We start from the raw sequence: 22,686 nt of genomic DNA, 5'->3' as shown, positions 1-22,686 counted from the left end.
CCACACCGAGACTGCTGCCAACTCTGCCCATCGTGCCGGTGTGACTGAGGCGGTGGAGGCGCATCCATTGACCTTATGGAGCCGCCACCATGATCTTCATCGGCATTCTCCTCGGCATGGCGACGATTGCATTCCTCTGCTGGCCGCTTTTCACGCTGGCGGTGTTTGCGTTGTCGCTGTTTGCGGGCATCACGGCGGGCACTTGGGCCTATGGCACCGGCGCCGGATGGCTCGGCGCTATCCTTGTCGGCTTTGCTGCCGCAGCCCTGACCTTCGGTCTGGGCCGGTTCCTGCTCGCCACCGTCCGTCCGATCTGGGCGCGTCTGCTCATCGCCTCCGTGTTCGTCGTCCCGGCCGTGGCGGCAGGCTTCCACGCCACCCATTGCATCGTGAAGCACACCATGCCCTCCCAGACGTGGCAGATGGTGTTTTCGATCCTCGGAGCCGCCGCCGTTGGCATTGTTGCCTTCGTGCGCATCACCGGAAGGAAGGCGTTCGGCCCTTCTGACGGGCACAGCTCTGCTCCCTGACACCGCGACGTCCGCTCGGCTGCACCAGACGGCGAATGACTTAGCGTCCGCTTCAACCGGCTGGGCCGGAAGGGAGCGGAAGTCTAGAGCGTCCGTTTCGCCATGCTGTACGGCAGGGTTGGCGAGCGCGGTGAACGGCGGCCGTGGCGCAGTCGAAAGGCCCCACGGGGCAGAGCATGCGCGACATTGGCGGGACGGGGAATGCGCAGCTTGGCCAAGCTCAGGGTATCGCCCGCCGATGCTGGCCGGTCGGGTCTCTATATCCGGCGCGAGGCCAAACCATCTCCCTCATCCATCCGCCCGTGCCCGCTCCAAGCGGCCTCTTCAATGGCCTGATCTGGCCGAAGGACGGCTGCGCCTCGAGCGCCTATGCCACAACGGCGCGTCCCAACTTTCTTCCCCTGCCGACGCCCACCCCGCGCACTGCGCGGGGACCCCGGATCGCCATCATTCCTCGCGAAGCAACAAAGTCGCGCTCGCGCCGTCCTCCGCTGCGCTGCGGTCGCAATCCTCACCCCATCGCGCGAGCGCGACGGGAACCCCGAGGCGATGTGGCGTCGCTCGCCTCCGGCCTCCCGATCGCCATCGAGGCCGCAATGGTGCGGGCTCAGGAGACAGGACGGAGACGGAACATGGCCACCATCGGCACCTTCAAGAAGACCGGCACCAACGAGTTCACCGGCGACATCGTCACCCTCGGCGTACAGGCCCGGGGCGTACGCATCATCCCCGACACCCGCGCCACCGGCGAGAACGCACCCAGCCACCGGGTCCTGGTCGGTCGCGCCGAGATAGGGGCCGCCTGGTCCAAGCGCTCCACCGAGGGCCGCGACTATCTGGGCCTCAAGCTCGACGATCCCAGCTTCACCGCCGCCATCTACGCCAACCTCTTCGACGACGAGGACGGCGAGAACTTCTCCCTCATCTGGTCCCGCCCCAACGGGCGCCGCAGCGACTAAGACCTCTCCTGGATCAGGGCCCCGGCCTCATGGCCGGGGTCACACCGGCACCCCTCACTTCTCGTCCGGTGGGAAAACCAACTCGACATGGCTAACATCGAGAGCACGTGCCAGCTCATAAAGCGTGATGATCGTCGGATTGCGTCGGCCGCGTTCGAGACCACTGAGATACTGCTGGCTCAGCCCCGAGCGCTCGGCAACCTGTTCCTGCGTCAGGTCCTTGGCCTGACGGAGGCGGGCGAAATTTCGTCCGACCAGCTTGCGCATATCCATGCGCAGACCGATCGCAATTCCAGCATGCCAAGTTTATCAACTATAATATGTAAGCGCAGAGGGCCGTATACGACTTGTCCCGCGTCCGGTCAGAACTGACGGAATCAACCGGTGGTGCGCGCGCTCGCAACACGATGCAGGCCAAAGGCGATGTGGTTGCGCTGGATATAGCCGACTGCCCTGATGTCGCCGGCCCGAAGCGCGCCCGCGATCTCGCTGAGTTCGCTGGCCAGATCGGCGAGCTGCTCCTCGAAGAAGGCTTCGATCACGCTGTACCAGATGCGAGAGGCCTGGAAGTAATAGCGTTCATGAGTCTCACGCAAAGCGAGATTGGCGATCAGCCGGTTGGTGGCGTGATGAAGCTCGTGATTGAGCTGCCAGAACGCCTCCATGTCTCGCTGGCCTTTCAGGGCCGCCAGTCGGTCCTGAAGCAGCAGGATCGTTGAGAGGGCGTGCGGCGCCTCGTCTTCCGCTGGGAACTCGCCCATCATTTCGCTCAGGCGCAGCCGGAACGCGTAGATATCGCGGAAGGCGTTGGGGTCGACACCGGTGACCATGGTTCCGACGCCGTTGCGGGTCTCGGTGAGCCCGTCATATTCCAGCCGCTGCAGCGCCTGGCGCACCGGCGTGCGACTGACTGTGAACTCCTCAGCAAGCTCGTGTTCGCCGAGCAGCATCCCCGGGGGATAGCGCAGCAGACAGATCCGGTCGCGCAAGGCCCGGTAGATGTCCGTGACCTGACCGCGCGGTGCCCGCGTCCTTGAGGTCTCGTTCGTCGCGCTCTCGTTCACTCAATGCTCCCGAAGCAGAATGCCATAATCATCCCGCTGGTCCGCGATCCCGGCAAGACGCAGGCAGTCCCACATCATCGCCTGATTGCTGGTCACGACCGGTTTGCCGAGCCTGCGTTCAAGTTCCTCAATCACGTCGAGGGAGCGCAGTGCGCCACAGCTGATGAACAGCGCCTCTGCTTCGGGACGATCGACGCTGAGGGCAAAATCCAGAATGGCTTCCGGCGTGACCCTCACCATATCGGCGTCTTTCTCGATGCCCAATCCCTGTATGTGAACGATATCGAAGCCGCGCGCCGTCATGTAGCTGCGCTCAATAGCATCGACCTCAGAGAGATAGGGGGTGGCGATGGCGATGCGCTGCACCTTCAACGCCTCCAGCGCCCGCATCACCGAGGTGATCAGCGAGGTCGCCCGGGCCGTTGGCTTGCCGCGGTTCAGCTCTGCAAAGACCCGTTCCTCGCCGATGACGACGCTGCCCGAGGTGCAGGCATAGCAGACGACATCAAGCGGCTCGTCGGGCAGTAGGAGGCTAGCGGCATCGGCAATGCCTGACGCCATGGCCGCCAGCGTGTCGACGCTGACGCGGTTCGCCATGGGCGCGCGGGTGAAGTGAATGCCCACGCCCTTCGGACGGAGCGTGAACATGTCGTCTTCGATGGTCTGCTCCATCGCCAGCAGCACGAAGCCGATCTTTGCCCGGTGATGGCGTCCGGCATCGCTCTTGATCTCACGCACGTTTCCCACTCCATGATGTATGCAGCTTAGATGCGATCCATTTTGCATGTCTGCCATATAGACAGATTGACAAGGCATTTTTTGCCTCATTATCGTTGCGCACATCATAGCTGCATACAGGTCGAAAAATGACAAGCCCCTTCGAGGTCCGCGTGCATCTCCTTGCCCACTCTCTTGAGAACGCCGGCATCAGCCTCGCCGTCCTCAGCGATCCGGACTCGATCGCCTATTACGGGGGTTACTGGAATTATCTCGGCATGGAGTTCGGACGCCCGACGCTGATGATCGTCGCACCTGGCCAATCACCGGTCATCGTCACGCCGCTGATGGAGTCGGAAATGTGTGCCGCCATGAGCTGGGTCGGCGACATCCGGCCATGGACCGACGGCGGCCGGGAATGGCGGGACCTGCTCATTGGCCTGCTGGGCAGCCCCGCAACGGCCACGCCGATCGGGATCGAAGCGGCCCGGCTACCGAATGTGATCGCCGCCGAGATCAGGGAGCAACTTCCAGCTCGCATCCTGACGGATATTGCTCCGCTGATCGCAGAGCAGCGCATGATCAAGTCTCCGGACGAGATTGCCATCATGCGCCAGGCCGGCGAGGTTGCCGTTTCCATGATGGATGCGGCCGCGGACGCGATAGGTCCCGGCGTGCCCGAGTATGAGATCGCACTCGCCGCCATGCAGGCCGGCACGCGCCGTGCCGCCTCTCTGCTGCGCGATCCGCAGGACCGCTATGTCTCGCCACTGATCCACAATCTGCAGATCCTGCAATCGGGCACGGATACCTGCATGGTACATCGCCGCGCCGCCGTGCGACCGCTGGAGCTGGGCGATCCGGTCTATCTGTGCTTCTGCGGCATGGTGAGTTTCCGCAACTACAAGCTCGGCTTCGACCGCCAGTTCTTCGCGGGGGCTGTGACCGATGAGCAGGCGCGCATCCAGGAAGCCGCTCTGGCCGCCCAGCGCGCGGCACTGGCCACGATCCGCCCCGGCATACGCTGCGAGGCGGTCAATGCCGCGGCGGAAGAGGCCTATGCGGCGGCCGGCTTCTCTCCGGGCTATCGAACCGGCCGCTCGGTCGGCATGTCGCTGCTGGAGGCGCCGGAACTCAAGCGCGGCGAGACGCGGGAGCTGCGTGCCGGCATGACCTTTGCCGTCGATGGCGGCATCACCGTGCCCGGCAAGGGCGGCGGACGGATCGGCGACTCCATCGTCGTGACCGAGGACGGTTTCGACTATCTCACGCCCTATCCCCGCAACCTGAAGGTTCTTTGAGGCAGGGAGCCGTGGACGCGAGGATGAAACGTGACGGGGACCGATTTCACCCGGGATCGCGGCCATCAGGATGTCTCGGCGGGGACCGGCGGCATCAGGTCTACCGCGCCCTGAAGACACGGGCGCTCCTCTACAGGTTCCGTCCCGGCCAGCATCTGGCCGTCGTCGAATTGTCGGACCAGCTGAAGGTCAGCAACACGCCCGTTCGCGAAGCGCTCATCCGACTGCATGCCGAAGGCCATATTGCCGCTGTTCCCGCGCGAGGTTTCTTCGCTCGCGAACTGCGTCTGCGCGAAATGCAGGAAATCCACGACCTCCTGCAGATACTCCTCCGACACAGCCTCGAAGTGGTCGCTCGTCAGGCATCATTGCGACCCTTGCCCGACATGGGACCTCCCCCCTTCCCACCCTGCGACCCAAGGACGGCCATTGCGCTGGCCCGCCGGACCGAAGCCCTCTTCATCGGCATGAGCCGATGGACGGGCAGCGATGTGATCGAGCGCAACGTGGCCGATTTGTGCGAGCGGACCCATCATGTTCGCCGCTGCGCCTATCGATCATCCGATCTGACCGTGCCGCTGCATGCCTCCCTCGCCGCGCTGACCTCAGCACTGACCGACGGAAAAATGGGGGCGGCTGTGATCGCTCTGAATGATCATTTCCGGGTTCTTGAGGCGGCGCTGCCGGATCTGGTCATGCGCGCGCTCGCAACATCCTTGATGCAGGACTAACGCGTGTGATCGGGAGGACATCACCTCGACCGAGTAATGTCCTGAAAGGCGGACACTGTGGATCTCAATTTCCCCACTGATCGGTCCCCCTTCGCAAATCGAGCTTGATCGTACCAGCACCATCCCGCGGCGCGATGAAACTTTCCTTGGGGACGTTTTACGCCGCCAGCCTGTAAGGCCGCACCAGGACATCCGCCGGAATACCCCACTCCTTGCTCAACTTGCCGATCATATCGACGGTCAGGGCTCGCTTGCGGCGCAGGACTTCCGATGCGCGCGGTGCGGAGCCGAGCAACGCCGCAAGATCCTGCTGCGTTCGCCCGGTCGCTTCAAGGAAAGCGCGCAGCGCTTCGACAGGATCGGCATCTGGCAGCGGAAAGTGCCGCTCCTCATACGCCGCGATAAGGTCCGAGAGCACGTCGAAGCGGTCCCCTTCTGTCGAGCCCGGTTCAGGCTGTTGCTCGAAATAGCGTGTTACCTCGGCCAGCGCCCACTCATAGTCCGCGTCGGTCTTGATCGGTCGAATGTCCATCAAACGGTCTCCGGATCTATGGCGTCATATTCAGCGTGAGTGCCCACGAACTTGATCAACACCCGACGGAATGGATAGGCGACGTGGACGATGAGTCGGAACTTGTTGCCACCGACATCGAAGATCAGGCGGTTGTCCCCTACGAAATCCACGTTAGTCCCGAAGGTCGCTTTCACGTCCTGAGGGCCGGCCCACGCGGCCTTCGCCACGCGGGCATACCAGAGCACGAGTGGCGTCTCAGCTTGCGGATAGCGCTCCCAGAAGAGCTTGAGAGTCCGGCGAGCGATGATCTGCATAGGAGCTTATAGCGAATTCCCGAATCGGGAACAAGGCATTTTCCCAAATTGGGAACGCCTTCTCCACAGGCGGTGCCACTCGGAGTTGGACAGTATCCGTAGCGCCCGTATCCCTAATGCGCATAGAACTCTCGCTGCTGCGCCAGCGGAGACGGCATGACGGTGCCATCATCCATCTCGTCATTCGGCTCGATCCAGCCGGCCAGACCGACCCGTTCCAGTGCAGCGCCGATCGCCAGGAGCTTCATGTCCCGATGATGCGCACCGATCAGTTGCACTCCGATCGGCAGGCCATCACCGTCCCGACCGATGGGAACGGATAGCGCGGGGTGACCAGTCAAGTTGAAAAGACAGGTGAAGTGCGACAGCGCATTGCCGACAGGCACCGCAACGCCCGCTAGTGACACCTGCTTCTGATCCAGCGCTGGCGCGACGATCGGCGTCGTCGGCGTCATCAGCACATCGATATCCTTGAGCCGCTCGCTGACCTCGGCCTGCTTCGCGGCGATCAGCCGGAGCGCCTGCACATAATGCTCGGCCAGGATGAACTGGCCCTGAAGCAGCCCCTCACGGACATCCTCGCCATAGAGATCGAACCGGCGCTGGAGATTTGTCCGGTGCCAGGCAAAAGCTTCGACGAGCTGGACGGCCAGCGAGGCTGTGCGCACATGGGTGGCGTCCGGCATCACCACGTCGACGATGTGGGCTCCGAACCGGCGGCATTCCGCAATCAGCTGATGCACGCGCAACGCTATGTCGGACGCCACATTCTCGAGAAAGGCTCCCTTGGGAACGCCAATGCGCAGCCCATGCAGAGAGTTACCACGCTCGGAATGATCGGCCTTCGGCGCCAAGATGGCCTCATCCGCCTCGCGAACGGCCAGGAACACGTTGGCCGCGTCCCCACAGCTTCGAGCAAGAATCCCGGCATGGTCCAGCGACCAGCAGAAAGGCACCACACCCTTCAGGCTGATCTGCCCGCGCGTCGGCTTGAAGCCGACAAGGCCGCACAGGCTGGCGGGAACGCGCACCGAGCCGCCCGTATCGGTGCCGAGGGCAAACATCGCCGTGCGGTTAGCGACCGCAACGGCGGAGCCGCTGGAGGATCCGCCCGCCAGGCGGCGTCGGTCATGCGGGTTGGCCGGCGTGCCGAAGGTCGGGTTGGCGCCAGTGATGCCGTAGCAGAACTCGTGCAGATTGTTCTTTCCCAAAAGGATGGCGCCAGACGCCTTGAGGCGTTCAAGCGCCTGCGCGTCTCTGATTGGCCGGTAATCATCCATGGCGCGCGAGCCGGCCGTGGTCGGCAACGTTACTGTGTCGAACACATCCTTGCAGGAGAAGGGGATGCCGGCGATGCGCCCCGATGCGCCAGCCTGTTCCACCCGGCTAGCGCACGCCAGAGCTTCTTCCAAGCCGATCGAGACAAAGCTGAGATCTCGACTATTGCGGGCTTCGGCTCGCGCCAGAAACGCCACGGTCACCTCCTCCGGCCGGACCTCCCCGGAGACCATCAGCCGCCGGAGCTTGCGCAAGGACAAACGCGTGAGGTCGCTCATTGGCCTGTTTCCTGGAAAGGAGGGATTGCCGGTCCGATGTCGGCGAGATCCCCATCGGCGAGCCTCTGCAAGCCTGCCAGCAGATCGCCCAGGCCACTGACGAGGCCATGCCCCGCCCCCTGTACCAGCGGCGCTAACTTCGCGGCGGGCCAGTTACGCCCGGCAAGCCGCGCAGCGACGTCCGCCAGAAAGTCGGCATCGAGCCAGTCTTGACTCGTCATCTGCGTGTTCCTGCCGATCGCGCGGAGCGAGCGATCAGCATCGCGCCGAGCATTACGATGGTGACGAGAAGCACCATGAGCGTCGCTGCGGCGAGCACGGCGGGACTCAACTGGTCCCGCACACCCGACCACATCTGCAACGGAATGGTGCGCTGGTCATAGCCTGCGAGGAACAGGGCGATGACGGCTTCATCGAAGGATGTGACAAAGGCGAATAGAGCACCTGAAGCGATCCCAGGAGCGATCAGCGGCAAGGTCACCTTGAAAAAGGTGGATAAAGGCGGCGAACCCAGAATAGACGCGGCGCGGAGCAGGCGCTCGTCAAAGGTGGTGAGCGCGCTGCCGACCGTCACCACCACGTAGGGTGCCGCCAATGCGGTATGGGCGAGAATGATACCGGCAAAGGATTGGGTCAGCCCCAGCGGCGCCAAGAAGAAATAGATTCCCGTGGCGAACAGGATGACCGGCACCACCAGCGGAGACGCGATGATGACAGCCAACATCTTACGCGGCCGCGTCGGTAGCCGCCGCAATCCAAGCGCCGCCATCGTGCCGAGAAGGGTTGCCAGCGGGGTGACGACAGCCGCGATGCCCAGGCTGTTGCGCAGCGCCAGCCGCCACTGCGCGCTTTCCGCAATTTCCCGGTACCAGCGCAGCGACCATCCAGCAGGATCAAGCTGGAGCATGGCCGGCGTGAAGGAAAAATACGGCTCCGGATTGAAGGACAGCGGCACTATCACGAGGAGTGGCAGGACAAGGAAGGCCGCGATCAGGCCGCATAGAAGATAGAACCCAAAACGGGCGAGCCGGTTCATGCGCGCAGCCCTCCGCGTTCGGCGAGACGCGGCAGCGTCAAAGCGAGGAGCAGAACCGCAAGCAGGAGCAACGTCCCAAGAGCAGCCGCCAAGCCCCAGTTCAGGCTCCTCTGCATGTGGAAAGCGATCTGATTGCTGATGAGCTGGCCGGTTCGTCCTCCCACCAGGGCCGGGGTGACGTAATAGCCTAGCGACAGGATGAAGACGAGCAGGCCACCCGCAGCGACACCGGGATAGGTCAGTGGAAGATAGACGCGTGCGAAGGTCCGCACTGGATGCGCTCCCAGGCTTGCTGAGGCGCGCACATAGGACGTCGGCAGTCCCGCCATCACCGAATAAAGCGGAAGCACAAAGAAGGGCAGCAGCACGTGAACCATGACGATGATGGTCCCCGTCATGTTGTAGATCAGGTCCAGACGGCCGGTCTCGCCAATGAGGCCCGCCGCGAGGAGCCCTTCATTGATGACGCCGCGCCGTTGCAGCAGCACGATCCAGGCCGTGGCGCGCACCAGCAATGAGGTCCAGAACGGCAGCAGCACCAGGAAGAGCAGTAGCGCACGTAGTGAGGGGCCCGCCGCCGCCATGGCATAGGCATAGGCATAGGGATAGCCGAGCAGCGCACAGATGAGTGTGACAAGAGCAGCAACCCAGGCTGTGCGCAGGAAGAGATCGACATAAAGTCGCCGCGCCTCCTCCTGCCGAACCATTGCTCCATCAGGCGTTACGGTCAGATCCAGTGCATTGAGCAGATGTTGTCCCGTCCAGGGCGAGGTGACGCGCGCCAGAATCTGCCAGAGGGCGGGATCGCTCCAGCCTGGATCGATCCGCGAAAGCTTGGTGTCAGGCTCCCGCTCCAGATGTCGCGCGGTAACGTCGATCAGCACGCGAAGCCCATTCCGCTCGCGGTTGAGACGCTGGGCGAGCCGACCGATTTGGTTGGTCGCGCTCGCCTCCCGTAGATCCGCGGTGACGGCTTCAGTGGCCATTTGGGGAACGCCGATCCCATCCCATCGAGCGAGGGTCTGGCGCGTACGCGGCATCAGATCGGCGATTTCCGGGTCATGGACGCTGCGCAGGAGCATGGTCGCGATGGGCGCCAGGAAGGCGATCACGATGAAGGCGACCAGGGGAAGCACGAGCGCCCAGCCGGCGCGGGAGGGCGAAACCGCGTTCATTGGACCAGCCACGCCGCATAGCGTTCATTGATCGCGTCGCCATGAGCGGTCCACCAGGCGGCGTCGAAGGCCAGGGCGTTGTTGAAATTGGCCGGTGCCGTCGGAAGTGTGGCGGCGATCGCCGGCGCGATCAGCGGCTGAGAGGATCGGCGCGCTGGCCCATAAGCGATGTATTTCGTCTGCTCGGCCAGCGGAACGGTTCCAGTGGCAAAGCGCACGAAATCAAATGCGGTGTTCTTGGCTTGGGTGCCGGCGACAACGGCATAATAATCCGCGTTCCAGATCTGCCGATCCCAGATGATCTTCAGCGGCTTGGCGTCGTCCGAGATCGCCGATTGTACCCGGCCATTATAGGCAGCGGACAGCGCGACCTCGCCATCGGCGAGAAGCTGGATCATTTGCGCCCCGGTCTCCCAGAAGACGGCGTGATACTTGATCGTGTCCAGCTTGGCGAAGGCACGGTCGAGACCTTCCGGCGTTGCCAGCACCCCGTAGACCTCAGAGGGGGCGACGCCATCGGCCATCAACGCCCATTCCAGTATGGCGTGAGGACGCTTGGGCAGCCCGCGCCGGCCTGGAAACCTCTCCAGATCGAAGAAGTCCTCAATCCGACTCGGCTTGGCATCGGGAAAGGCCGGATCGCTGAAGGCCAGCACATTGGACCAGATGACGGTGCCGACACCACACTCATGAAGTGACCCGGTAACAAAGTCCTTGATGGCCGGAACCCCATCGGAGCCTGCCGGTAGTTGCGCCGGATCGATCTTCTCGAACAGACCGTCGGCGCAGCCACGATCAAGATCCTGCAACTCGACATCGACGACGTCCCAGCTCACCGTTCCGGAACGCACCTGGGCGGTCAGTTCGGCCAGTCCCCCATTGTAATCGACCGACTTGATCGTCACGCCCGTGCTGGCGGTGAATGGTTCATACTGCGACTTTTTCTGGCTGGCCGTGTATTGACCGCCGAAGGAGGCAATGGTCAGAGCGTCCGCTGCGCACGCGGGGCCATAAGTAATCATAAGGCAGAGAAGAGCTGCGGACGACACTTTCGGGCACGCGATGACCATGGTGAACCTCCTTAAGATGGGAAGGGTGCGCTCAGGCGGCGAAGGCCCGGGCGTCCTCTCGGCTGAAGCCGAGAGCGATGGTGGCGCCGCGATTGGGGCGCTCGCTCTGGCCACAATTGGGCAGCTTCCAGATGATCTCGGTGCCGTCGCGCATCCGGCAGCGCACACGGGAAACCTCACCGAGATAGGTGATGTCGGCGACCTCCACCTCGACCGATGACCCGTCCCCAGCCTGGGTCGGTCGAAGACGCTCGGGCCGGACCGCAAGGTTCACGCGGTCGCCAATCCGCACGTCGGCGATGTTTCGCGCCTCAACGATGGCGCCATCGGCACAGCGGACATGGCAGAACTCGGTCGTGACGGCGATCACGCTGCCGGTGATGCGATTGTTCTCACCAATGAATCCGGCCACGAAGGCAGTCCCGGGCTGCTCGTAGAGTTCCGAGGGGGTGCCGATCTGGGCAATCCGTCCCGCTTCGAACACAGCCACACGATCCGAAAGCGACAAAGCCTCGCTCTGGTCATGGGTGACATAGACTATGGTCGGCCGCAGTTCGCGATGGATCCTGACGATCTCGTCCTGCATCTGCTCGCGCAGCTGCTTGTCGAGCGCGCCCAGCGGCTCGTCCATGAGCACGAGCTGCGGCCTGTAGATCAGCGCCCGAGCCACGGCGATGCGCTGCTGCTGCCCGCCGGACAGCTGCGCCGGCCGCCGGTCCTGCATGCCATCGAGATGGATCAGCTGCAGCGCCCAGTCGACCCGCTCGGCGATGTCCGATTTACGCCAGCCGCGCGCCTGGAGCGGATAAGCGAGGTTCTCGCCGACGGTCAGGTGCGGGAACAGCGCATAATGCTGGAACACCATGCCGATATTGCGCTTGTAGGGCGGCAGCCTGGACACGTCCCGCCCACCGATCTCGATTGTACCGGCACTCGGCGCCTCGAAGCCGGCGAGCATCATCAGGAGGCTGGTCTTACCGGAGCCTGAGGGACCGAGAATCGTCAGGAACTCGCCCGGGTGAACGTCGAGATCAAGCGCGTCCACCACCTTGCTGACACCGTCATAGGTCTTATCGACGCGGCGCAACACGAGAGCTTCCGCCTGGATCCCGTTGCCTGATGGCGCCAGCGCGCTGGTAACCTTCATCAGCATGGGCGCCCCTCAATCGTGATCACCCAGCATGAAGCTGGTGATGCGGTTAAGGGTGCGGGCGATGTGGTTGCGCCGGATGAAGCCCACCGCGCGGACGTCTCCGGCAGCGAGCGAGGCCAGTATCTCGGTGATCTCGTCGGCTTGCGCCACGACTTCAGCCGCCCAGTTCAGTTCGGGCAGGATCTCGAGATAGGCGCGGATCGTCTTGTAGTAGAGAACCTCGGAAACCTGCCGGTATTCGGCATTGCCCGAAAGATGCAGGATTTCGTCCTGAAGCCGATGGCTGATCTGGGCTAGAGCCCGCACATCGACCTGACCGCTGAGGGGCTGGCATTCGGCCAGAAGCTCGCGGAGCGTCGCGGTAATGGCGTCGAGCATGGACGCTGGGTTGAGGTCGCCGAGCAGTTCGGCAAGCTTCATGCGCAGCGCATAGGCATCGCGCAGGGATTTGAGTTCCACCGACGTTACCATCGAGCCGACATTGGGTGTGGTCTCGATCAGCCCTTCATTCTCCAGCGCCTGCATCACCCGCCGCATGGGGGTGCGGCTGACACCGAATTCGCGCGCGAGCTCGGCTTCGCTGAGTGCCGTCCCGGGCGGGTAAATCAGAAGACAGATGCGGTCGCGCAAAGCGCGGTGGATCGCGGAAAACCGCTCCCTCGGCGTGGGTCGGCTCTCAACAGTCACTGTCATGGCGGCCTCCTGTTGTCCAAGTGGTACATCTTAAAATATGTACCGTCAACGACCGAGTTCCGGATTCGATAACCGGTATACTGGTTTACGTCAGTTGGAGTAAGTTTTTGAAATGTCTGGTACATTCCTGAAAGTAGTTTGCTATCGACAGCTCCCGCCGCGAAAATTCCTCGCTATCACACGCGGGAATGCGAAGGCGGATAATGTCGATGAGCGGATCTGAATCGGGGGTGCGGGCGGCCAAGCACGATTTCTCGCCGACCTATGACCAGCCTTGGCCGCAGGCCTATTACCTGGCCCATCTCGCTCTCGACTACATGATCTGCGACCGGGCCAAGTCGGTGTTCGAGACCATCATCACGCGCCTCCGCCACCAGCGGCCGCATCGACCTCTCAAGATCGTGGATATCGGTGCGTCCTACGGGCTCAACGCGGCCCTGCTGCGCGCTCCGCTCTCGTTGGACGATCTCTACGCCGCCTATACCCTGGCGGATGGGCCGCTGGCGTCGCAAAGCCTTGAGGATCACGAGGCCTTCTTCACGTGCCAGAAGCTGCGGGAGGACCTTGAGATCGTGGGGCTGGATCCCAGCCGCCAGGCGTTGCGCTACGCCCATGACGTCGGCCTGATTGGAGCAGCCGTGACAGCCAATCTGGAGACCGAGGAACTCACGCCAACGGACCGTGAAGCTCTCCGTGACGCCGATCTGATCATCAGCACGGGCTGCGTCGGCTATGCGACCGTCCGAACATTCAAACGGGTCTACGAGGTGACCGCCGCGTCCCGCCCTTGGGTGGCGAGCTTCGTGATGCATCCCTTTGGCTATGAGGACATTGCCTCGATGCTGGCGGGGTTCGGTCTCGTCACAACCGAGTGCCCACACCTTCGACAACGCCAGCGGCGGTTCTCGACCGCGCAGGAGCGCGCCTCCATCCTCGCCTTGATGGCCGAGCAAGGCATGGATGATCGGCTGGAGCGCACGACCGGCTATATCTACGCCGCCTTCCACCTGTCGACGCCTCGCGAGGACGACGCATGAAGGCACAGCGGGATATTGCCGCCATTGCGCAGCGCCTGGATCCCTTCCTGCTGAAACATTGGCGGTTCATTCTAGCCGCGGCGGAAGAGGGCAGCTTCCGACGAGCAGCGGACCGGCTGGGGGTACAGCAATCGACGCTGAGCCGGCGTATTCGTGACATTGAGGATGCCATGGGGGCCACCCTTTTTGCCCGGTCCCATGCCGGCGTGCGGCCGACTTTCGCGGGAGGTCGTCTGCTCGGACCCGCGCGGGAGATTCTGGCACAGGCATCGCAGGCCGCACTGGCGGTGGAGCGCGCTGGAACCGCGCAGGATGGCGTGCTTCGCATCGGTCTACCCCCGATCACACCGGGCGCCCGCCTCACGCAGCTGCTTCATCGCTTCCTACAGGTCTGTCCGCACATCCGTGTCGAACTCGTCGACACAGATCCGGCCTCGCAATGTCAGGCGGCTCGGCGGCATGAACTTGATGTCGTGATTCAAGCCGGGGCACCAGCGCTGAAGGGCGAGGCCGAACTCGATCTGTGGGACGAGCCGGTACTCATCGTCATGGCAGAGCGGGATGTTCTCGCCGGGTCGCCCGCGATTGACCTCGACGAACTGGCCGGGAGACATTTCATTTTCATGGCGGGCGACCCGGCTCTGCCCGTTTTCCGAAACCTCTTGGCCCAGGTGTCTACCGTTTGCTTCTCGGTTGAGCCGCTCGCCCGGGAGACAAACCTCCTGCAGCTGGTCGCGCTTGGACAGGGCCTGACGCTGACGACCGTTTCCGTGTCATCTCATGCACCGGTCACCTGCCGTCCTCTCACAGGACAGCGATTGCCGCTTCGTGCCGTCTGGTCACGCTCGAATCCCAACCCGGCTCTGACGCGGTTTTTGTCCGTCGCGCGCGAACTAAGGAAATACCCGGGCCACCGGTGCGCTGTCCGAACGTGATCTCCGCACATTCCGTTGTCGTGTCACTTGATCCGGCCGGTCCCCGCGGCGCGCCTTCGCTTAGGCTGTGGCGCCGTCTCCTCCGCCATGCCGTCCGGCTCGACGAGCGCCACATGGCTCACGCTCAGGGCCAGCGCGATCTCGTACAGTGTGATGATCGTCGGATTCTTGAGGCCGCGCTCAACGTCGGACAGATATTGCTGGCTGAACCCCGAACGCATGGCAAGCTCCTCCTGAGTCAGCTTCTGAGCCTGACGCAGGCGCGCGAGATTGCGGCCGACCAGCTTGCGCATGTCCATGGCGCAAGCGGTCGCGGATTCTGACGATCAAGTTTATCAACTATAATATGTAACGACTAATCTGCTTTGCGCGATGGCGTCCTGAAGCGAACGCCAGCTCCGCCACCATTCTCGGGAATGAACTCGATGCCGGCGGCTTCGATTGTTCTGAGAGTAGAACAGAGTGCTACCCGTCTAACCGGCCGCCGATCACGTGCGGGCGTACGCATCTGGGCACGCTCCCGCGATGCCGTGGCCTCATCACATGATGCCGCTCCACGGCCTGCCGTCCCACCACTTGTTCGGCCTAGTCTCTCGCTCATCACGATGAAGAGCGACGCTCGCCATGACCCGAGCCTTCCACGATACGCCGCCCGATTCGCCGACCGTCACCGACTATGATCGCAGGCATGCCGTGCTCTATCTGCGGCTGCTCGATGCCGAAGCGGCGGGCGCCGACTGGGAGGAAGTTGTAGCGCTGCTGTTCGGCCTGGACCCGCTCACCGCGCCGGAACATGCCAGGCGTGTCCACGCAGCCCATCTGGCGCGGGCGCGCTGGATGTCGGCGCAAGGATATCAGGAACTCCTGCGTCGACCCGACAAGTGATCGGGTGATGCCGGCCTGGCATCAGACCATGTCTCTGGCGTTTCTTCCGGAAGCTCCCTTCAGACGAGATCGTCAGGCGTATCGCGGCACGCTCGAAAGGGATCCCGATGGTCCTGGAAACCGCCTGGCAGTCATCAGAGGCCTACGCCTTCGTAGATGCTCTCTCACCCTCACAGCTCGCCTGGGAATGGCTTCGGCGCAACGAGGCGTATCGACGGGACTACGCCAGGTTCCGTGTGGTCGACGATCCCGAGAAGGAGACCCTCGCGGCGCTCATGCAAGCCCGCTGGGGTCTACGATTTCCCGATCGATCCCGCACGTGATGCCCGAACCGTTTCTGTCGTCTGGGACCTGGAAACCGACCCTGGCCTCATCATGCTTGTCGCGCAGCGCGACACCGCCTGTGGCCGCCTGACCACTGGTAATACATCTCAAGACACGGACCATCACCTGCATGCATCCAGCTGTGTGATAGTCGGCGCGGGCCGCGACGCGATCACCGTTATGCTGCCAGAAGGCCATCGCCTCGATCCATCCCTCTGTGCCCTCGTCCGGATGGACGCGCATCTGCCGGATCGTATCGAGGCTCTGGTACGGCTCTGGGCCCATATGCAGAGAGCGGCCGTGCCGCCAGACCGGAGGATCACACTCCAGCAGCGCCGTCGCTTGCGCCACATGTTTCAAGCGGGGGACGGTCGCCGTGCGGGCGCGACCTATCGTGAGATCGCCACCAGCCTGTTCGATAAGGCTCGGGTCGCGGCAGCGCCCTGGAAGACATCCTCCCTGCGCGACACCGTCATCGCGCTCGTGGAGGATGCGCGGCGCATGATCGAGGGCGATTACCGCAAGCTCCTTCATCGGCGACGCCGCCACACGTCGCCCCGCTAGGGTGGGGACTTTAGCCCCCTAATCTTCCCCATCCCTCCCGACAATCCTCCTCCGCCACCGTGGTCACCGTCCGCCGCCGCACTCCGGCGGCTCCCGCCACGCCCACGGAGGCCCGCTCCATGCGACCCGATCTCGCCACCCTCCCGCCGCGCTATCTGCGCACCAAGGAAGCCGCCGAGTTTCTCAGTCTGTCGGCCCGCACGCTGGAAAAGCACCGCACCTATGGCACCGGTCCCGCCTATCGCAAGCTCGGCGGACGCGTCGTCTATTCCATCGACGACCTCCAGGCCTGGACTGAGCGCGGCGCGGTCACCTCGACCTCCGATCCGCGCGGCTCCGTCCTGCCGGCCAAGCGCCACGCGCTTGCCGCAGGTTCGTTCGCTGGCCGCGCCGCGCGCTGAACGCTTCCATGGCGGCGCGGCATCACAGCCTCTCGGAGCGCGGACAGCTCGATCTGTTCCGCGCCCTGCCGGGGGACTTCGCGCCACGAGATGCGCAGGATCTCATGACCTATCCCTTCTTCTCCCTCTCCAAGACGCCGCGCGTCGCGCCGATCGATTTCCGGACCGGCAGCATCGCCATCCGGGTCGAGGCCGTGCCCGACCACGGCATGGCGACCATCTGGGACGCCGACATTCTCATCTGGGCGGCGAGCCAGATCGTTGAAGCCCGCGACGCGGGGCTGCACACCTCGCGCCTGATGGCGGCGACACCCTATGAGATCCTCACCTTTGTCGGGCGCGGCACCTCCCTGCGCGACTATCAGCGCCTCAAGGCCGCACTCGACCGTCTCCAGTCGACGACAGTGTCGACCACCATCCGCCAGCCGGCAGAGGGACGCCGGCACCGCTTCTCCTGGATCAATGAATGGCAGGAGCGCACCGACCGCAACGGCCGGCCCGACGGCGTCGACCTCATCCTGCCGGACTGGTTCTACAGGGCCGTGCTCGACGATGCGCTCGTGCTCACCATCGACCGGGCCTATTTCGGGCTGACGGGCGGACTTGAGCGCTGGCTCTACCGTCTGGTGCGCAAGCATGGCGGGCACCAGGACCACGGCTGGAGCTTCGACGTCGCTCACCTCCACGCCAAATCCGGCAGCCTCTCGCCCCTCAAGCACTTCGCCTATGACCTGCGCGCGATCGTCGGCCGCCAGGCGCTGCCCGGCTACCGGCTCGGCATGCGCCGCCAGACGGACGGTGCTGACATCCTCTCTTTCGTCGAGATCGACGCTGCACGCCTTGCCCTCCCAACCCGCCGCCGTCTCGCGGCCATCCGATCTGGGGACAAGCTGTGAATCATCTCGTGCTATCGGGGACCAGCACCCTCGTGCCATCAGGGACCGGATCCTCGTGCTATCGGGGACCAAAATCGACGATTCAGTCTTCTGAATCAGAGGCTTCCGGCGTCCGTAACTTCTCTAACCCGGATTCCTTCGGAATCTTTCTAACGGAACTACGCCATTCTACTACGACGAGCGCGACCCCGGTGAACGTGCGGAGCGCGCCATGATCGTCGCGCTCCTCAACCAGAAGGGCGGGGCCGGCAAGACCACCCTGGCGCTGCATCTCGCCGGGCAATGGGCCCGGCAGGGACAGCGGATCACGCTGATCGATGCCGATCCGCAGGGCTCCAGCCTCGACTGGTCGGAGCAGCGCAGCCACGAGGGCCTGCCACGGCTGTTCGGTGTGGTCGGGCTTGCCCGCGATACGCTGCACCGCGAGGCGCCCGAGCTTGCGCGTGACGCCGATCACATCGTCATCGATGGACCACCCCGCGTCGCCGGGCTGATGCGATCGGCGCTGCTCGCTGCCGATCTGGTGCTGATCCCTGTGCAGCCGTCGCCATTCGACGGCTGGGCGTCGGCCGAGATGCTGGCGCTGATCCGGGAGGCGCGGATCTACCGCCCAGCGCTGTTGGTCCGGTTCGTCCTCAACCGCTGCGGCGCGCGCACGGTTCTCGCGCGCGAGACCGCGCGGACGCTGGCTGACCATGATCCGCCGGTGCTCACCAGCACCATCGGCCAGCGCATCGCCTTTGCGGCGGCGGCGCAGTCCGGGCGTCTCGTCTTCGAGCGAGACGATGCCGGGCCAGCCACGCGCGAGATCGCCGCGCTCTGCGCCGAGATCAATGGTCTTGACCTCGGGAGGCGCGCGCCATGAGCGAACGCCCGATCCGCCGCGACTTTGCCTCTAGGCCTGCCGATCCCGAGCACTGGATCAAGGCGGCAGATGTCGCGCCAGAGCACCGCCCCGGCGCCGCGTTCACCGCGCGCCTCACCATCGATGTGACGCCCGAACTGCGCGGGCGGATCAAGGTCGCCGCCTTCCGGCGCGGCGTCACCGTCGCCGAGATGCTGCGCGCCCTCCTCGCGCGCGAATTCCCTCCCCAATCTGGAGATCTGCCATGAGCGAAGCGTTTGCGCCCCGTGCGGCAAGCACGGCATCCCCATCCAGTCCCCCATCCGATGCCCTGACCCATGTCGAGCTGACCCATATCGAGAAGCGCATCGAGAACTGGATTCGCTTCGGCCATCACGCACATGAGCAGCTTCTGGATCGCCGCCGGCGCATCCTGTCTTTCCCTCCCGGCTGCATCTTCGCCTTTGTCCGATGGGCCTCGAACGACTTCGGCACCGTGGCCTCCCGCCTCGACATCGTGCGCTGCGTGGCGCCGGGCGAGAGCTACCAGACGCTGCCCTTCGTGCGCCCCGGCGGCGAAATCCTGCTGCGGGTGGATGGCTGGCCGAAGGTCGAGAAAATCCTTCAGCACATCGACGCCATCGAGGCGATCGGCATCGATGGGGCAACCGTCGCCCCTGATCACTGGGGGCATGTCGCGCACCGCATCAGTGTCGGATTCGAGCCGCGCGCCTATAGCATGGAGCGCCATCAGGCGTGGCTGAAGCGGCGGGAGTGCGAACAATGAACCGCGCCGCCTATGTGCTAATGGCTGCGACCGCCAGCGTCGGTGTGGCCCTCGCCGCGACGGTGCCGACGCCACTCAAGCTGATCTGGAATGTCTCGGCGAGCGTCCCTGTCGGCCTCTATTCTGTCGAGCCGGCGGATGCTCTCGAGATCACCGATCTAGTCGCGGTGATGCCGCCACCGCCGCTCGCCGTTTTCCTCGTCGCGCGCGGTTATATCGGCGAAGGCACGCCGCTGTTGAAACGCGTGATGGGGCTTCCGGGACAGGAGGTCTGCCGCCTCGGCAACGCCATCACTGTCGATCGCGTGCCGTTGGGAGGAGCCCTTCGGCGCGACCGCACGGGCCGCGATCTGCCGGTCTGGCAGGGCTGTCGGCGTATCGCTTCCGGCTATCTGTTCCTGATGAACCCGGACGTCGGCGACAGTCTCGACGGGCGCTACTTCGGCCCGATCCCGGCTACGACCGTCATCGGGCGGGCAATGCCACTGCTCACGGATGAGGCCGGCGACGGCAACTTCACCTGGCGCGCTGCGGTGCGCTGACATGCATCGCTCTGTGCTCTTCCTCGCATCCGGGCTGTTGATCGGCGGTGCATCGCCCGGCTCTGCCGCCGCGCAAACCACGCTGCCGACCGTGGCGTATTCCGTCACGTCCTACGCCGCCTTTATCGACGAGGCTGCGCAGCGCTTCGAGCTTCCGGCCAACTGGATCCGCGCGGTCCTGCGGGCCGAGAGCGGCGCCGATCCCCGCGCAGTCTCACCCGCCGGTGCCATGGGGCTGATGCAGATCATGCCCGCGACCTGGGACGAGCTTCGCGTCCACTACGGTCTCGGCGCCGATCCGTTCGACCCGCGCAACAACATCCTCGCCGGTGCCGCCTATCTGCGCCAGCTCCATGACCGCTATGGTAGCATCCGCGCCATGCTCGCGGCCTACAATGCCGGGCCTGCGCGCTATGAGGCCTCGCTTGCCGGCAAGCCGTTGCCGCCGGAGACGCACACTTACATCGCGGCTCTCGCGACCATCCTCGACAAAGAGTCTGCAGCCGGCGCCACCGGATTGGTGCGTCCAATGGCGCAAAGCTGGCGCGAGGCTCCGCTGTTCGCCACGCCGCCCGCGCGCAGCTATCCAGTCGAAGCCGCGTTCCTCGCGCCAGGATCGGACGCGCTGTTCGTTGCACCTTCGCCATCGCGGAGGGCATCATGAGCAGGCTGCTCCGCTTTCGCATGGTGTCGGGCTCTGGCGTTCCATGGCGAGCAAGGAAGCGCAGGACAGGGACCACGACCGCACGAGGGCAGGATAAAAGGGCGCACAGTGCGCGGCGGTCGTGGTGTTGTTTTTTCGGGTGTTTTCCGCGCCCTCCGCACGTTGCGGAGCCAAACCACACGTTTCACGCGTCCCCCAAATGGCGACGCATCAACGCTTCATCACACATTGCGAGGCTTCGCCATGAGCGATGATCGCGAGTTCCACGTCCGTCCCGGCCGCATCCGCTCGACCCGCGCCCAGCAGGCCCGACCTTTCATCGCCCAGGCGCTCGCCGCGGCCCGGAAGGCCGGCGGCGGGGTCTCTCGCTCCGGCAAGATTGCCGCCGGCAACCGCTCGCGTTTCGGCAGCGGGCAGGTTGCCAGCCTTCAGGCCAGCCGCCGGATCACGCCGCACTCGCGTGGCGCCGTGGTGAAAGCCCGCGTCGTGCGACACACCGCCCGTGCGGGCTCCCTCAGTCAACACCTCACCTATCTCCGCCGCGAGGGGGTGACCCGCGACGGTGAGAAGGCGCGGCTGTTTGGTCCCGAGATCGAGAGCGTGGATGTCGACGCCTTCGCTGAGCGCTGCCGCGAGGACCGTCACCATTTCCGCTTCATCATCTCGCCTGACGACGCGTTGGAGATGGAGGATCTGCGCACCTTCACACGTGACCTCACCCGGCAGATGGAAAAGGACCTCGGCACCGGTCTCGACTGGGTCGCCGTCGATCACTGGAACACCGAGCATCCCCATGTGCACCTGATCGTCCGTGGCCGCCGCGACGATGGCCAGGATCTCGTGATCTCCCGTGACTACATCAAGGAGGGCATGCGCGATCGCGCCCGTGACCTGATCACCCAGGAACTCGGCCCGCGCACCGAGCTCGATATCCGCCGGGGTTTGGAACGCCAGATCGAGGCCGAGCGCTGGACCGAGCTCGACCGGCAGCTTGTCCGCGAGGTCCGCGAGAGCGGCATCATCGACATGGCGCCGGTTCCGGGCCGACAGCCTGATGAACATCATGCGCTCAAGATCGGGCGCCTTCGCAAACTCGAGACGCTCGGCCTCGCCACCGAGATCGGCAACGCGCAATGGGTGGTGGAGCCGGAAGCCGAGGCTACATTGCGCGCGCTCGGTGAGCGCGGCGATATCATCAAGCGCATGCACCGCGCTCTGACCGAGCGGGGGATCGAGCGCGGCACGGCCAGCTATGTCCTCGCCGCCGAGAGCCTCGATGTGCCGGTCATCGGCCGGCTGGTCGCGCGCGGTCTCGATGATGAACTCCACGGCTCCGCCTATGCCATCGTCGATGGCGTGGACGGGCGCTCCCATCACATCCGGCTGCCCGACCTCGATGCCGCTGGCGATGGCGCGCCGGGCTCCATCATCGAGCTCCGGACTTTCGATGATGCGCACGGCAAGCGGCGTGTGGCACTCGCTGTGCGCTCCGATCTCGATCTCGCCCATCAGGTGACTGCCACCGGCGCCACCTGGCTTGACCGGCAGGCCATTGCGCGTGATCCCGTTGCTCTGTCAGACGGCGGCTTTGGCGCCGAGGTGAGCCAGGCACTTGACCGACGCGCCGAGCATCTCATCCGCGAGGGCATGGCCGAGCGGCAGGGACGGCGCGTCGTCTTCGCCCGCAACCTCATCGAGATACTCCGCCGCCGGGAACTGGAGGCCGTCGGCGAGAAGCTCGCCGACGAGACCGGCCTGCCATTCAACAAGGCCGGTACCGGCGAGTATGTCGCCGGCACGTATCGCCAGCGCCTTGTGCTCGCCTCCGGTCGCTTCGCCATGCTCGATGATGGGCTCGGCTTCCAGCTCGTGCCCTGGTCGCCCTCTCTGGAACGCCAGCTCGGCAAGCATGTCTCCGGCGTCGCCCGTGACGATGGAGGCGTCGACTGGAGTTTCGGTCGCAAGCGCGGCCTTGGCCTCTGACCCGCGAGAGG

Annotated in this window: 30 protein-coding genes; 17 read left to right on the top strand and 13 right to left on the bottom strand. The window is 64.5% G+C overall.

Features of this window, described 5'->3' with window-relative positions; genetic code table 11:
• The first annotated feature begins 89 nt into the window (after positions 1-89).
• Together LGR54_RS03775 and LGR54_RS03770 are read left to right on the top strand one after the other, a co-directional pair.
• Positions 90-530 (top strand): DUF4407 domain-containing protein, encoded by a 441-nt coding sequence (locus LGR54_RS03775; RefSeq protein ID WP_230360602.1) that lies wholly within the window; start codon positions 90-92, stop codon positions 528-530.
• Positions 531-1,162: 632 nt separating this feature from the next.
• Positions 1,163-1,489, top strand: coding sequence for a DUF736 domain-containing protein (locus LGR54_RS03770; RefSeq protein ID WP_012172357.1), 327 nt, complete (start codon positions 1,163-1,165; stop codon positions 1,487-1,489).
• Positions 1,490-1,543: 54 nt separating this feature from the next.
• On the opposite strand, the gene LGR54_RS03765 is transcribed toward LGR54_RS03770, so the two are convergent.
• From LGR54_RS03765 to LGR54_RS03755, 3 genes are all read right to left on the bottom strand, one after another.
• Entirely contained in the window at positions 1,544-1,762 is a 219-nt protein-coding gene (locus tag LGR54_RS03765; protein ID WP_230360601.1) for a helix-turn-helix domain-containing protein, read from the bottom strand.
• 104 nt (positions 1,763-1,866) lie between these two features.
• Positions 1,867-2,553, bottom strand: coding sequence for a GntR family transcriptional regulator (locus LGR54_RS03760; RefSeq protein WP_230360600.1), 687 nt, complete (start codon positions 2,551-2,553; stop codon positions 1,867-1,869).
• Positions 2,554-3,291, bottom strand: coding sequence for an arylmalonate decarboxylase (locus LGR54_RS03755; protein WP_230360599.1), 738 nt, complete (start codon positions 3,289-3,291; stop codon positions 2,554-2,556).
• A gap of 128 nt (positions 3,292-3,419) precedes the next feature.
• On the opposite strand from LGR54_RS03755, the gene LGR54_RS03750 reads away from it, so the two are divergent.
• Together LGR54_RS03750 and LGR54_RS03745 are read left to right on the top strand one after the other, a co-directional pair.
• The gene (locus LGR54_RS03750; protein ID WP_230360598.1) at positions 3,420-4,571 is read left to right on the top strand and encodes a Xaa-Pro peptidase family protein; all 1,152 of its coding nucleotides are present in this window, start codon (positions 3,420-3,422) and stop codon (positions 4,569-4,571) included.
• A gap of 23 nt (positions 4,572-4,594) precedes the next feature.
• Positions 4,595-5,302: a GntR family transcriptional regulator gene (locus LGR54_RS03745; RefSeq protein ID WP_230360597.1), complete on the top strand. Its 708-nt coding sequence runs from the start codon at positions 4,595-4,597 to the stop codon at positions 5,300-5,302.
• A gap of 157 nt (positions 5,303-5,459) precedes the next feature.
• On the opposite strand, the gene LGR54_RS03740 is transcribed toward LGR54_RS03745, so the two are convergent.
• From LGR54_RS03740 to LGR54_RS03700, 9 genes are all read right to left on the bottom strand, one after another.
• Positions 5,460-5,837 carry a type II toxin-antitoxin system HigA family antitoxin gene (locus LGR54_RS03740; RefSeq protein WP_230360596.1) on the bottom strand — a complete coding sequence of 126 codons (378 nt, stop codon included), beginning with the start codon at positions 5,835-5,837 and terminating at the stop codon, positions 5,460-5,462.
• Entirely contained in the window at positions 5,834-6,130 is a 297-nt protein-coding gene (locus tag LGR54_RS03735; protein ID WP_230360595.1) for a type II toxin-antitoxin system HigB family toxin, read from the bottom strand. Before LGR54_RS03735 ends, LGR54_RS03740 begins: the two co-directional genes overlap by 4 nt.
• Positions 6,131-6,243: 113 nt before the next feature.
• Complete coding sequence (locus tag LGR54_RS03730) at positions 6,244-7,686, bottom strand: amidase (protein ID WP_230360594.1); 1,443 nt, start codon at positions 7,684-7,686, stop codon at positions 6,244-6,246.
• Positions 7,683-7,907: a hypothetical protein gene (locus tag LGR54_RS03725; RefSeq protein ID WP_230360593.1), complete on the bottom strand. Its 225-nt coding sequence runs from the start codon at positions 7,905-7,907 to the stop codon at positions 7,683-7,685. Before LGR54_RS03725 ends, LGR54_RS03730 begins: the two co-directional genes overlap by 4 nt.
• Positions 7,904-8,722: an ABC transporter permease gene (locus tag LGR54_RS03720; RefSeq protein WP_230360592.1), complete on the bottom strand. Its 819-nt coding sequence runs from the start codon at positions 8,720-8,722 to the stop codon at positions 7,904-7,906. The genes LGR54_RS03725 and LGR54_RS03720 overlap by 4 nt, the downstream gene beginning before the upstream one ends.
• Positions 8,719-9,897, bottom strand: a complete 1,179-nt coding sequence (locus LGR54_RS03715; RefSeq protein ID WP_230360591.1) for an ABC transporter permease — start codon at positions 9,895-9,897, stop codon at positions 8,719-8,721. The genes LGR54_RS03720 and LGR54_RS03715 overlap by 4 nt, the downstream gene beginning before the upstream one ends.
• Positions 9,894-10,967 carry an ABC transporter substrate-binding protein gene (locus tag LGR54_RS03710; RefSeq protein ID WP_230360590.1) on the bottom strand — a complete coding sequence of 358 codons (1,074 nt, stop codon included), beginning with the start codon at positions 10,965-10,967 and terminating at the stop codon, positions 9,894-9,896. Before LGR54_RS03710 ends, LGR54_RS03715 begins: the two co-directional genes overlap by 4 nt.
• Before the next feature lie 31 nt (positions 10,968-10,998).
• The gene (locus tag LGR54_RS03705; RefSeq protein ID WP_230360589.1) at positions 10,999-12,120 is read right to left on the bottom strand and encodes an ABC transporter ATP-binding protein; all 1,122 of its coding nucleotides are present in this window, start codon (positions 12,118-12,120) and stop codon (positions 10,999-11,001) included.
• Positions 12,121-12,129: 9 nt separating this feature from the next.
• Complete coding sequence (locus LGR54_RS03700) at positions 12,130-12,813, bottom strand: GntR family transcriptional regulator (RefSeq protein ID WP_230360588.1); 684 nt, start codon at positions 12,811-12,813, stop codon at positions 12,130-12,132.
• A gap of 209 nt (positions 12,814-13,022) precedes the next feature.
• On the opposite strand from LGR54_RS03700, the gene LGR54_RS03695 reads away from it, so the two are divergent.
• A complete protein-coding gene (locus LGR54_RS03695; RefSeq protein ID WP_230360587.1) occupies positions 13,023-13,850 on the top strand; it encodes a hypothetical protein in 828 nt (275 codons plus the stop codon).
• Positions 13,847-14,785, top strand: coding sequence for a LysR family transcriptional regulator (locus LGR54_RS03690; RefSeq protein WP_230360586.1), 939 nt, complete (start codon positions 13,847-13,849; stop codon positions 14,783-14,785). Before LGR54_RS03695 ends, LGR54_RS03690 begins: the two co-directional genes overlap by 4 nt.
• A 23-nt stretch (positions 14,786-14,808) precedes the next feature.
• Here the strand turns inward: LGR54_RS03690 and LGR54_RS03685 are convergent, their stop codons facing one another.
• The gene (locus LGR54_RS03685; protein ID WP_230360585.1) at positions 14,809-15,084 is read right to left on the bottom strand and encodes a helix-turn-helix domain-containing protein; all 276 of its coding nucleotides are present in this window, start codon (positions 15,082-15,084) and stop codon (positions 14,809-14,811) included.
• A gap of 325 nt (positions 15,085-15,409) precedes the next feature.
• On the opposite strand from LGR54_RS03685, the gene LGR54_RS03680 reads away from it, so the two are divergent.
• From LGR54_RS03680 to LGR54_RS03630, 11 genes are all read left to right on the top strand, one after another.
• Positions 15,410-15,670 (top strand): DNA -binding domain-containing protein, encoded by a 261-nt coding sequence (locus tag LGR54_RS03680; RefSeq protein WP_214008350.1) that lies wholly within the window; start codon positions 15,410-15,412, stop codon positions 15,668-15,670.
• A gap of 107 nt (positions 15,671-15,777) precedes the next feature.
• Positions 15,778-15,993, top strand: a complete 216-nt coding sequence (locus LGR54_RS03675; protein ID WP_230360584.1) for a transcriptional regulator domain-containing protein — start codon at positions 15,778-15,780, stop codon at positions 15,991-15,993.
• A gap of 52 nt (positions 15,994-16,045) precedes the next feature.
• A complete protein-coding gene (locus tag LGR54_RS25950; protein ID WP_370638118.1) occupies positions 16,046-16,558 on the top strand; it encodes a DUF2285 domain-containing protein in 513 nt (170 codons plus the stop codon).
• 119 nt (positions 16,559-16,677) lie between these two features.
• Positions 16,678-16,959 (top strand): AlpA family transcriptional regulator, encoded by a 282-nt coding sequence (locus LGR54_RS03665; protein ID WP_214008348.1) that lies wholly within the window; start codon positions 16,678-16,680, stop codon positions 16,957-16,959.
• Between the two features lie 8 nt (positions 16,960-16,967).
• Complete coding sequence (locus tag LGR54_RS03660; protein ID WP_230360583.1) at positions 16,968-17,855, top strand: replication initiator protein A; 888 nt, start codon at positions 16,968-16,970, stop codon at positions 17,853-17,855.
• 211 nt (positions 17,856-18,066) lie between these two features.
• Positions 18,067-18,720 (top strand): ParA family partition ATPase, encoded by a 654-nt coding sequence (gene parA / locus LGR54_RS03655; protein ID WP_230360582.1) that lies wholly within the window; start codon positions 18,067-18,069, stop codon positions 18,718-18,720.
• Complete coding sequence (locus LGR54_RS03650) at positions 18,717-18,968, top strand: hypothetical protein (protein WP_214008345.1); 252 nt, start codon at positions 18,717-18,719, stop codon at positions 18,966-18,968. The genes parA and LGR54_RS03650 overlap by 4 nt, the downstream gene beginning before the upstream one ends.
• The gene (locus LGR54_RS03645) at positions 18,965-19,486 is read left to right on the top strand and encodes a DUF2840 domain-containing protein (protein WP_230360581.1); all 522 of its coding nucleotides are present in this window, start codon (positions 18,965-18,967) and stop codon (positions 19,484-19,486) included. The genes LGR54_RS03650 and LGR54_RS03645 overlap by 4 nt, the downstream gene beginning before the upstream one ends.
• Positions 19,483-20,028 (top strand): S26 family signal peptidase, encoded by a 546-nt coding sequence (locus tag LGR54_RS03640; RefSeq protein WP_230360580.1) that lies wholly within the window; start codon positions 19,483-19,485, stop codon positions 20,026-20,028. Before LGR54_RS03645 ends, LGR54_RS03640 begins: the two co-directional genes overlap by 4 nt.
• A gap of 1 nt (position 20,029) precedes the next feature.
• Positions 20,030-20,692, top strand: coding sequence for a lytic transglycosylase domain-containing protein (locus LGR54_RS03635; RefSeq protein ID WP_230360579.1), 663 nt, complete (start codon positions 20,030-20,032; stop codon positions 20,690-20,692).
• 243 nt (positions 20,693-20,935) lie between these two features.
• Positions 20,936-22,675, top strand: coding sequence for a VirD2 family relaxase/mobilization nuclease (locus LGR54_RS03630; RefSeq protein ID WP_230360800.1), 1,740 nt, complete (start codon positions 20,936-20,938; stop codon positions 22,673-22,675).
• Positions 22,676-22,686: the final 11 nt, after the last annotated feature.

This window comes from Ancylobacter sp. Lp-2 (assembly GCF_020523795.1).
Lineage (GTDB): Bacteria > Pseudomonadota > Alphaproteobacteria > Rhizobiales > Xanthobacteraceae > Ancylobacter.
This window is presented reverse-complemented; position numbering and strand designations above follow the sequence as displayed.

Excerpts from the sequence above, each read along its gene's own strand:
- LGR54_RS03775 (WP_230360602.1), top strand. The coding sequence starts at position 90 with ATGATCTTCATCGGCATTCTCCTCGGCATGGCGACGATTGCATTCCTC.
- LGR54_RS03770 (WP_012172357.1), top strand. The coding sequence starts at position 1,163 with ATGGCCACCATCGGCACCTTCAAGAAGACCGGCACCAACGAGTTCACC.
- LGR54_RS03765 (WP_230360601.1), bottom strand. The coding sequence starts at position 1,762 with ATGGATATGCGCAAGCTGGTCGGACGAAATTTCGCCCGCCTCCGTCAG.
- LGR54_RS03750 (WP_230360598.1), top strand. The coding sequence starts at position 3,420 with ATGACAAGCCCCTTCGAGGTCCGCGTGCATCTCCTTGCCCACTCTCTT.
- LGR54_RS03745 (WP_230360597.1), top strand. The coding sequence starts at position 4,595 with ATGAAACGTGACGGGGACCGATTTCACCCGGGATCGCGGCCATCAGGA.
- LGR54_RS03735 (WP_230360595.1), bottom strand. The coding sequence starts at position 6,130 with ATGCAGATCATCGCTCGCCGGACTCTCAAGCTCTTCTGGGAGCGCTAT.
- LGR54_RS03730 (WP_230360594.1), bottom strand. The coding sequence starts at position 7,686 with ATGAGCGACCTCACGCGTTTGTCCTTGCGCAAGCTCCGGCGGCTGATG.
- LGR54_RS03725 (WP_230360593.1), bottom strand. The coding sequence starts at position 7,907 with ATGACGAGTCAAGACTGGCTCGATGCCGACTTTCTGGCGGACGTCGCT.
- LGR54_RS03720 (WP_230360592.1), bottom strand. The coding sequence starts at position 8,722 with ATGAACCGGCTCGCCCGTTTTGGGTTCTATCTTCTATGCGGCCTGATC.
- LGR54_RS03715 (WP_230360591.1), bottom strand. The coding sequence starts at position 9,897 with ATGAACGCGGTTTCGCCCTCCCGCGCCGGCTGGGCGCTCGTGCTTCCC.
- LGR54_RS03710 (WP_230360590.1), bottom strand. The coding sequence starts at position 10,967 with ATGGTCATCGCGTGCCCGAAAGTGTCGTCCGCAGCTCTTCTCTGCCTT.
- LGR54_RS03705 (WP_230360589.1), bottom strand. The coding sequence starts at position 12,120 with ATGCTGATGAAGGTTACCAGCGCGCTGGCGCCATCAGGCAACGGGATC.
- LGR54_RS03700 (WP_230360588.1), bottom strand. The coding sequence starts at position 12,813 with ATGACAGTGACTGTTGAGAGCCGACCCACGCCGAGGGAGCGGTTTTCC.
- LGR54_RS03695 (WP_230360587.1), top strand. The coding sequence starts at position 13,023 with ATGAGCGGATCTGAATCGGGGGTGCGGGCGGCCAAGCACGATTTCTCG.
- LGR54_RS03690 (WP_230360586.1), top strand. The coding sequence starts at position 13,847 with ATGAAGGCACAGCGGGATATTGCCGCCATTGCGCAGCGCCTGGATCCC.
- LGR54_RS03685 (WP_230360585.1), bottom strand. The coding sequence starts at position 15,084 with ATGGACATGCGCAAGCTGGTCGGCCGCAATCTCGCGCGCCTGCGTCAG.
- LGR54_RS03680 (WP_214008350.1), top strand. The coding sequence starts at position 15,410 with ATGACCCGAGCCTTCCACGATACGCCGCCCGATTCGCCGACCGTCACC.
- LGR54_RS03675 (WP_230360584.1), top strand. The coding sequence starts at position 15,778 with ATGGTCCTGGAAACCGCCTGGCAGTCATCAGAGGCCTACGCCTTCGTA.
- LGR54_RS25950 (WP_370638118.1), top strand. The coding sequence starts at position 16,046 with ATGCTTGTCGCGCAGCGCGACACCGCCTGTGGCCGCCTGACCACTGGT.
- LGR54_RS03665 (WP_214008348.1), top strand. The coding sequence starts at position 16,678 with ATGCGACCCGATCTCGCCACCCTCCCGCCGCGCTATCTGCGCACCAAG.
- LGR54_RS03660 (WP_230360583.1), top strand. The coding sequence starts at position 16,968 with ATGGCGGCGCGGCATCACAGCCTCTCGGAGCGCGGACAGCTCGATCTG.
- parA (WP_230360582.1), top strand. The coding sequence starts at position 18,067 with ATGATCGTCGCGCTCCTCAACCAGAAGGGCGGGGCCGGCAAGACCACC.
- LGR54_RS03650 (WP_214008345.1), top strand. The coding sequence starts at position 18,717 with ATGAGCGAACGCCCGATCCGCCGCGACTTTGCCTCTAGGCCTGCCGAT.
- LGR54_RS03645 (WP_230360581.1), top strand. The coding sequence starts at position 18,965 with ATGAGCGAAGCGTTTGCGCCCCGTGCGGCAAGCACGGCATCCCCATCC.
- LGR54_RS03640 (WP_230360580.1), top strand. The coding sequence starts at position 19,483 with ATGAACCGCGCCGCCTATGTGCTAATGGCTGCGACCGCCAGCGTCGGT.
- LGR54_RS03635 (WP_230360579.1), top strand. The coding sequence starts at position 20,030 with ATGCATCGCTCTGTGCTCTTCCTCGCATCCGGGCTGTTGATCGGCGGT.
- LGR54_RS03630 (WP_230360800.1), top strand. The coding sequence starts at position 20,936 with ATGAGCGATGATCGCGAGTTCCACGTCCGTCCCGGCCGCATCCGCTCG.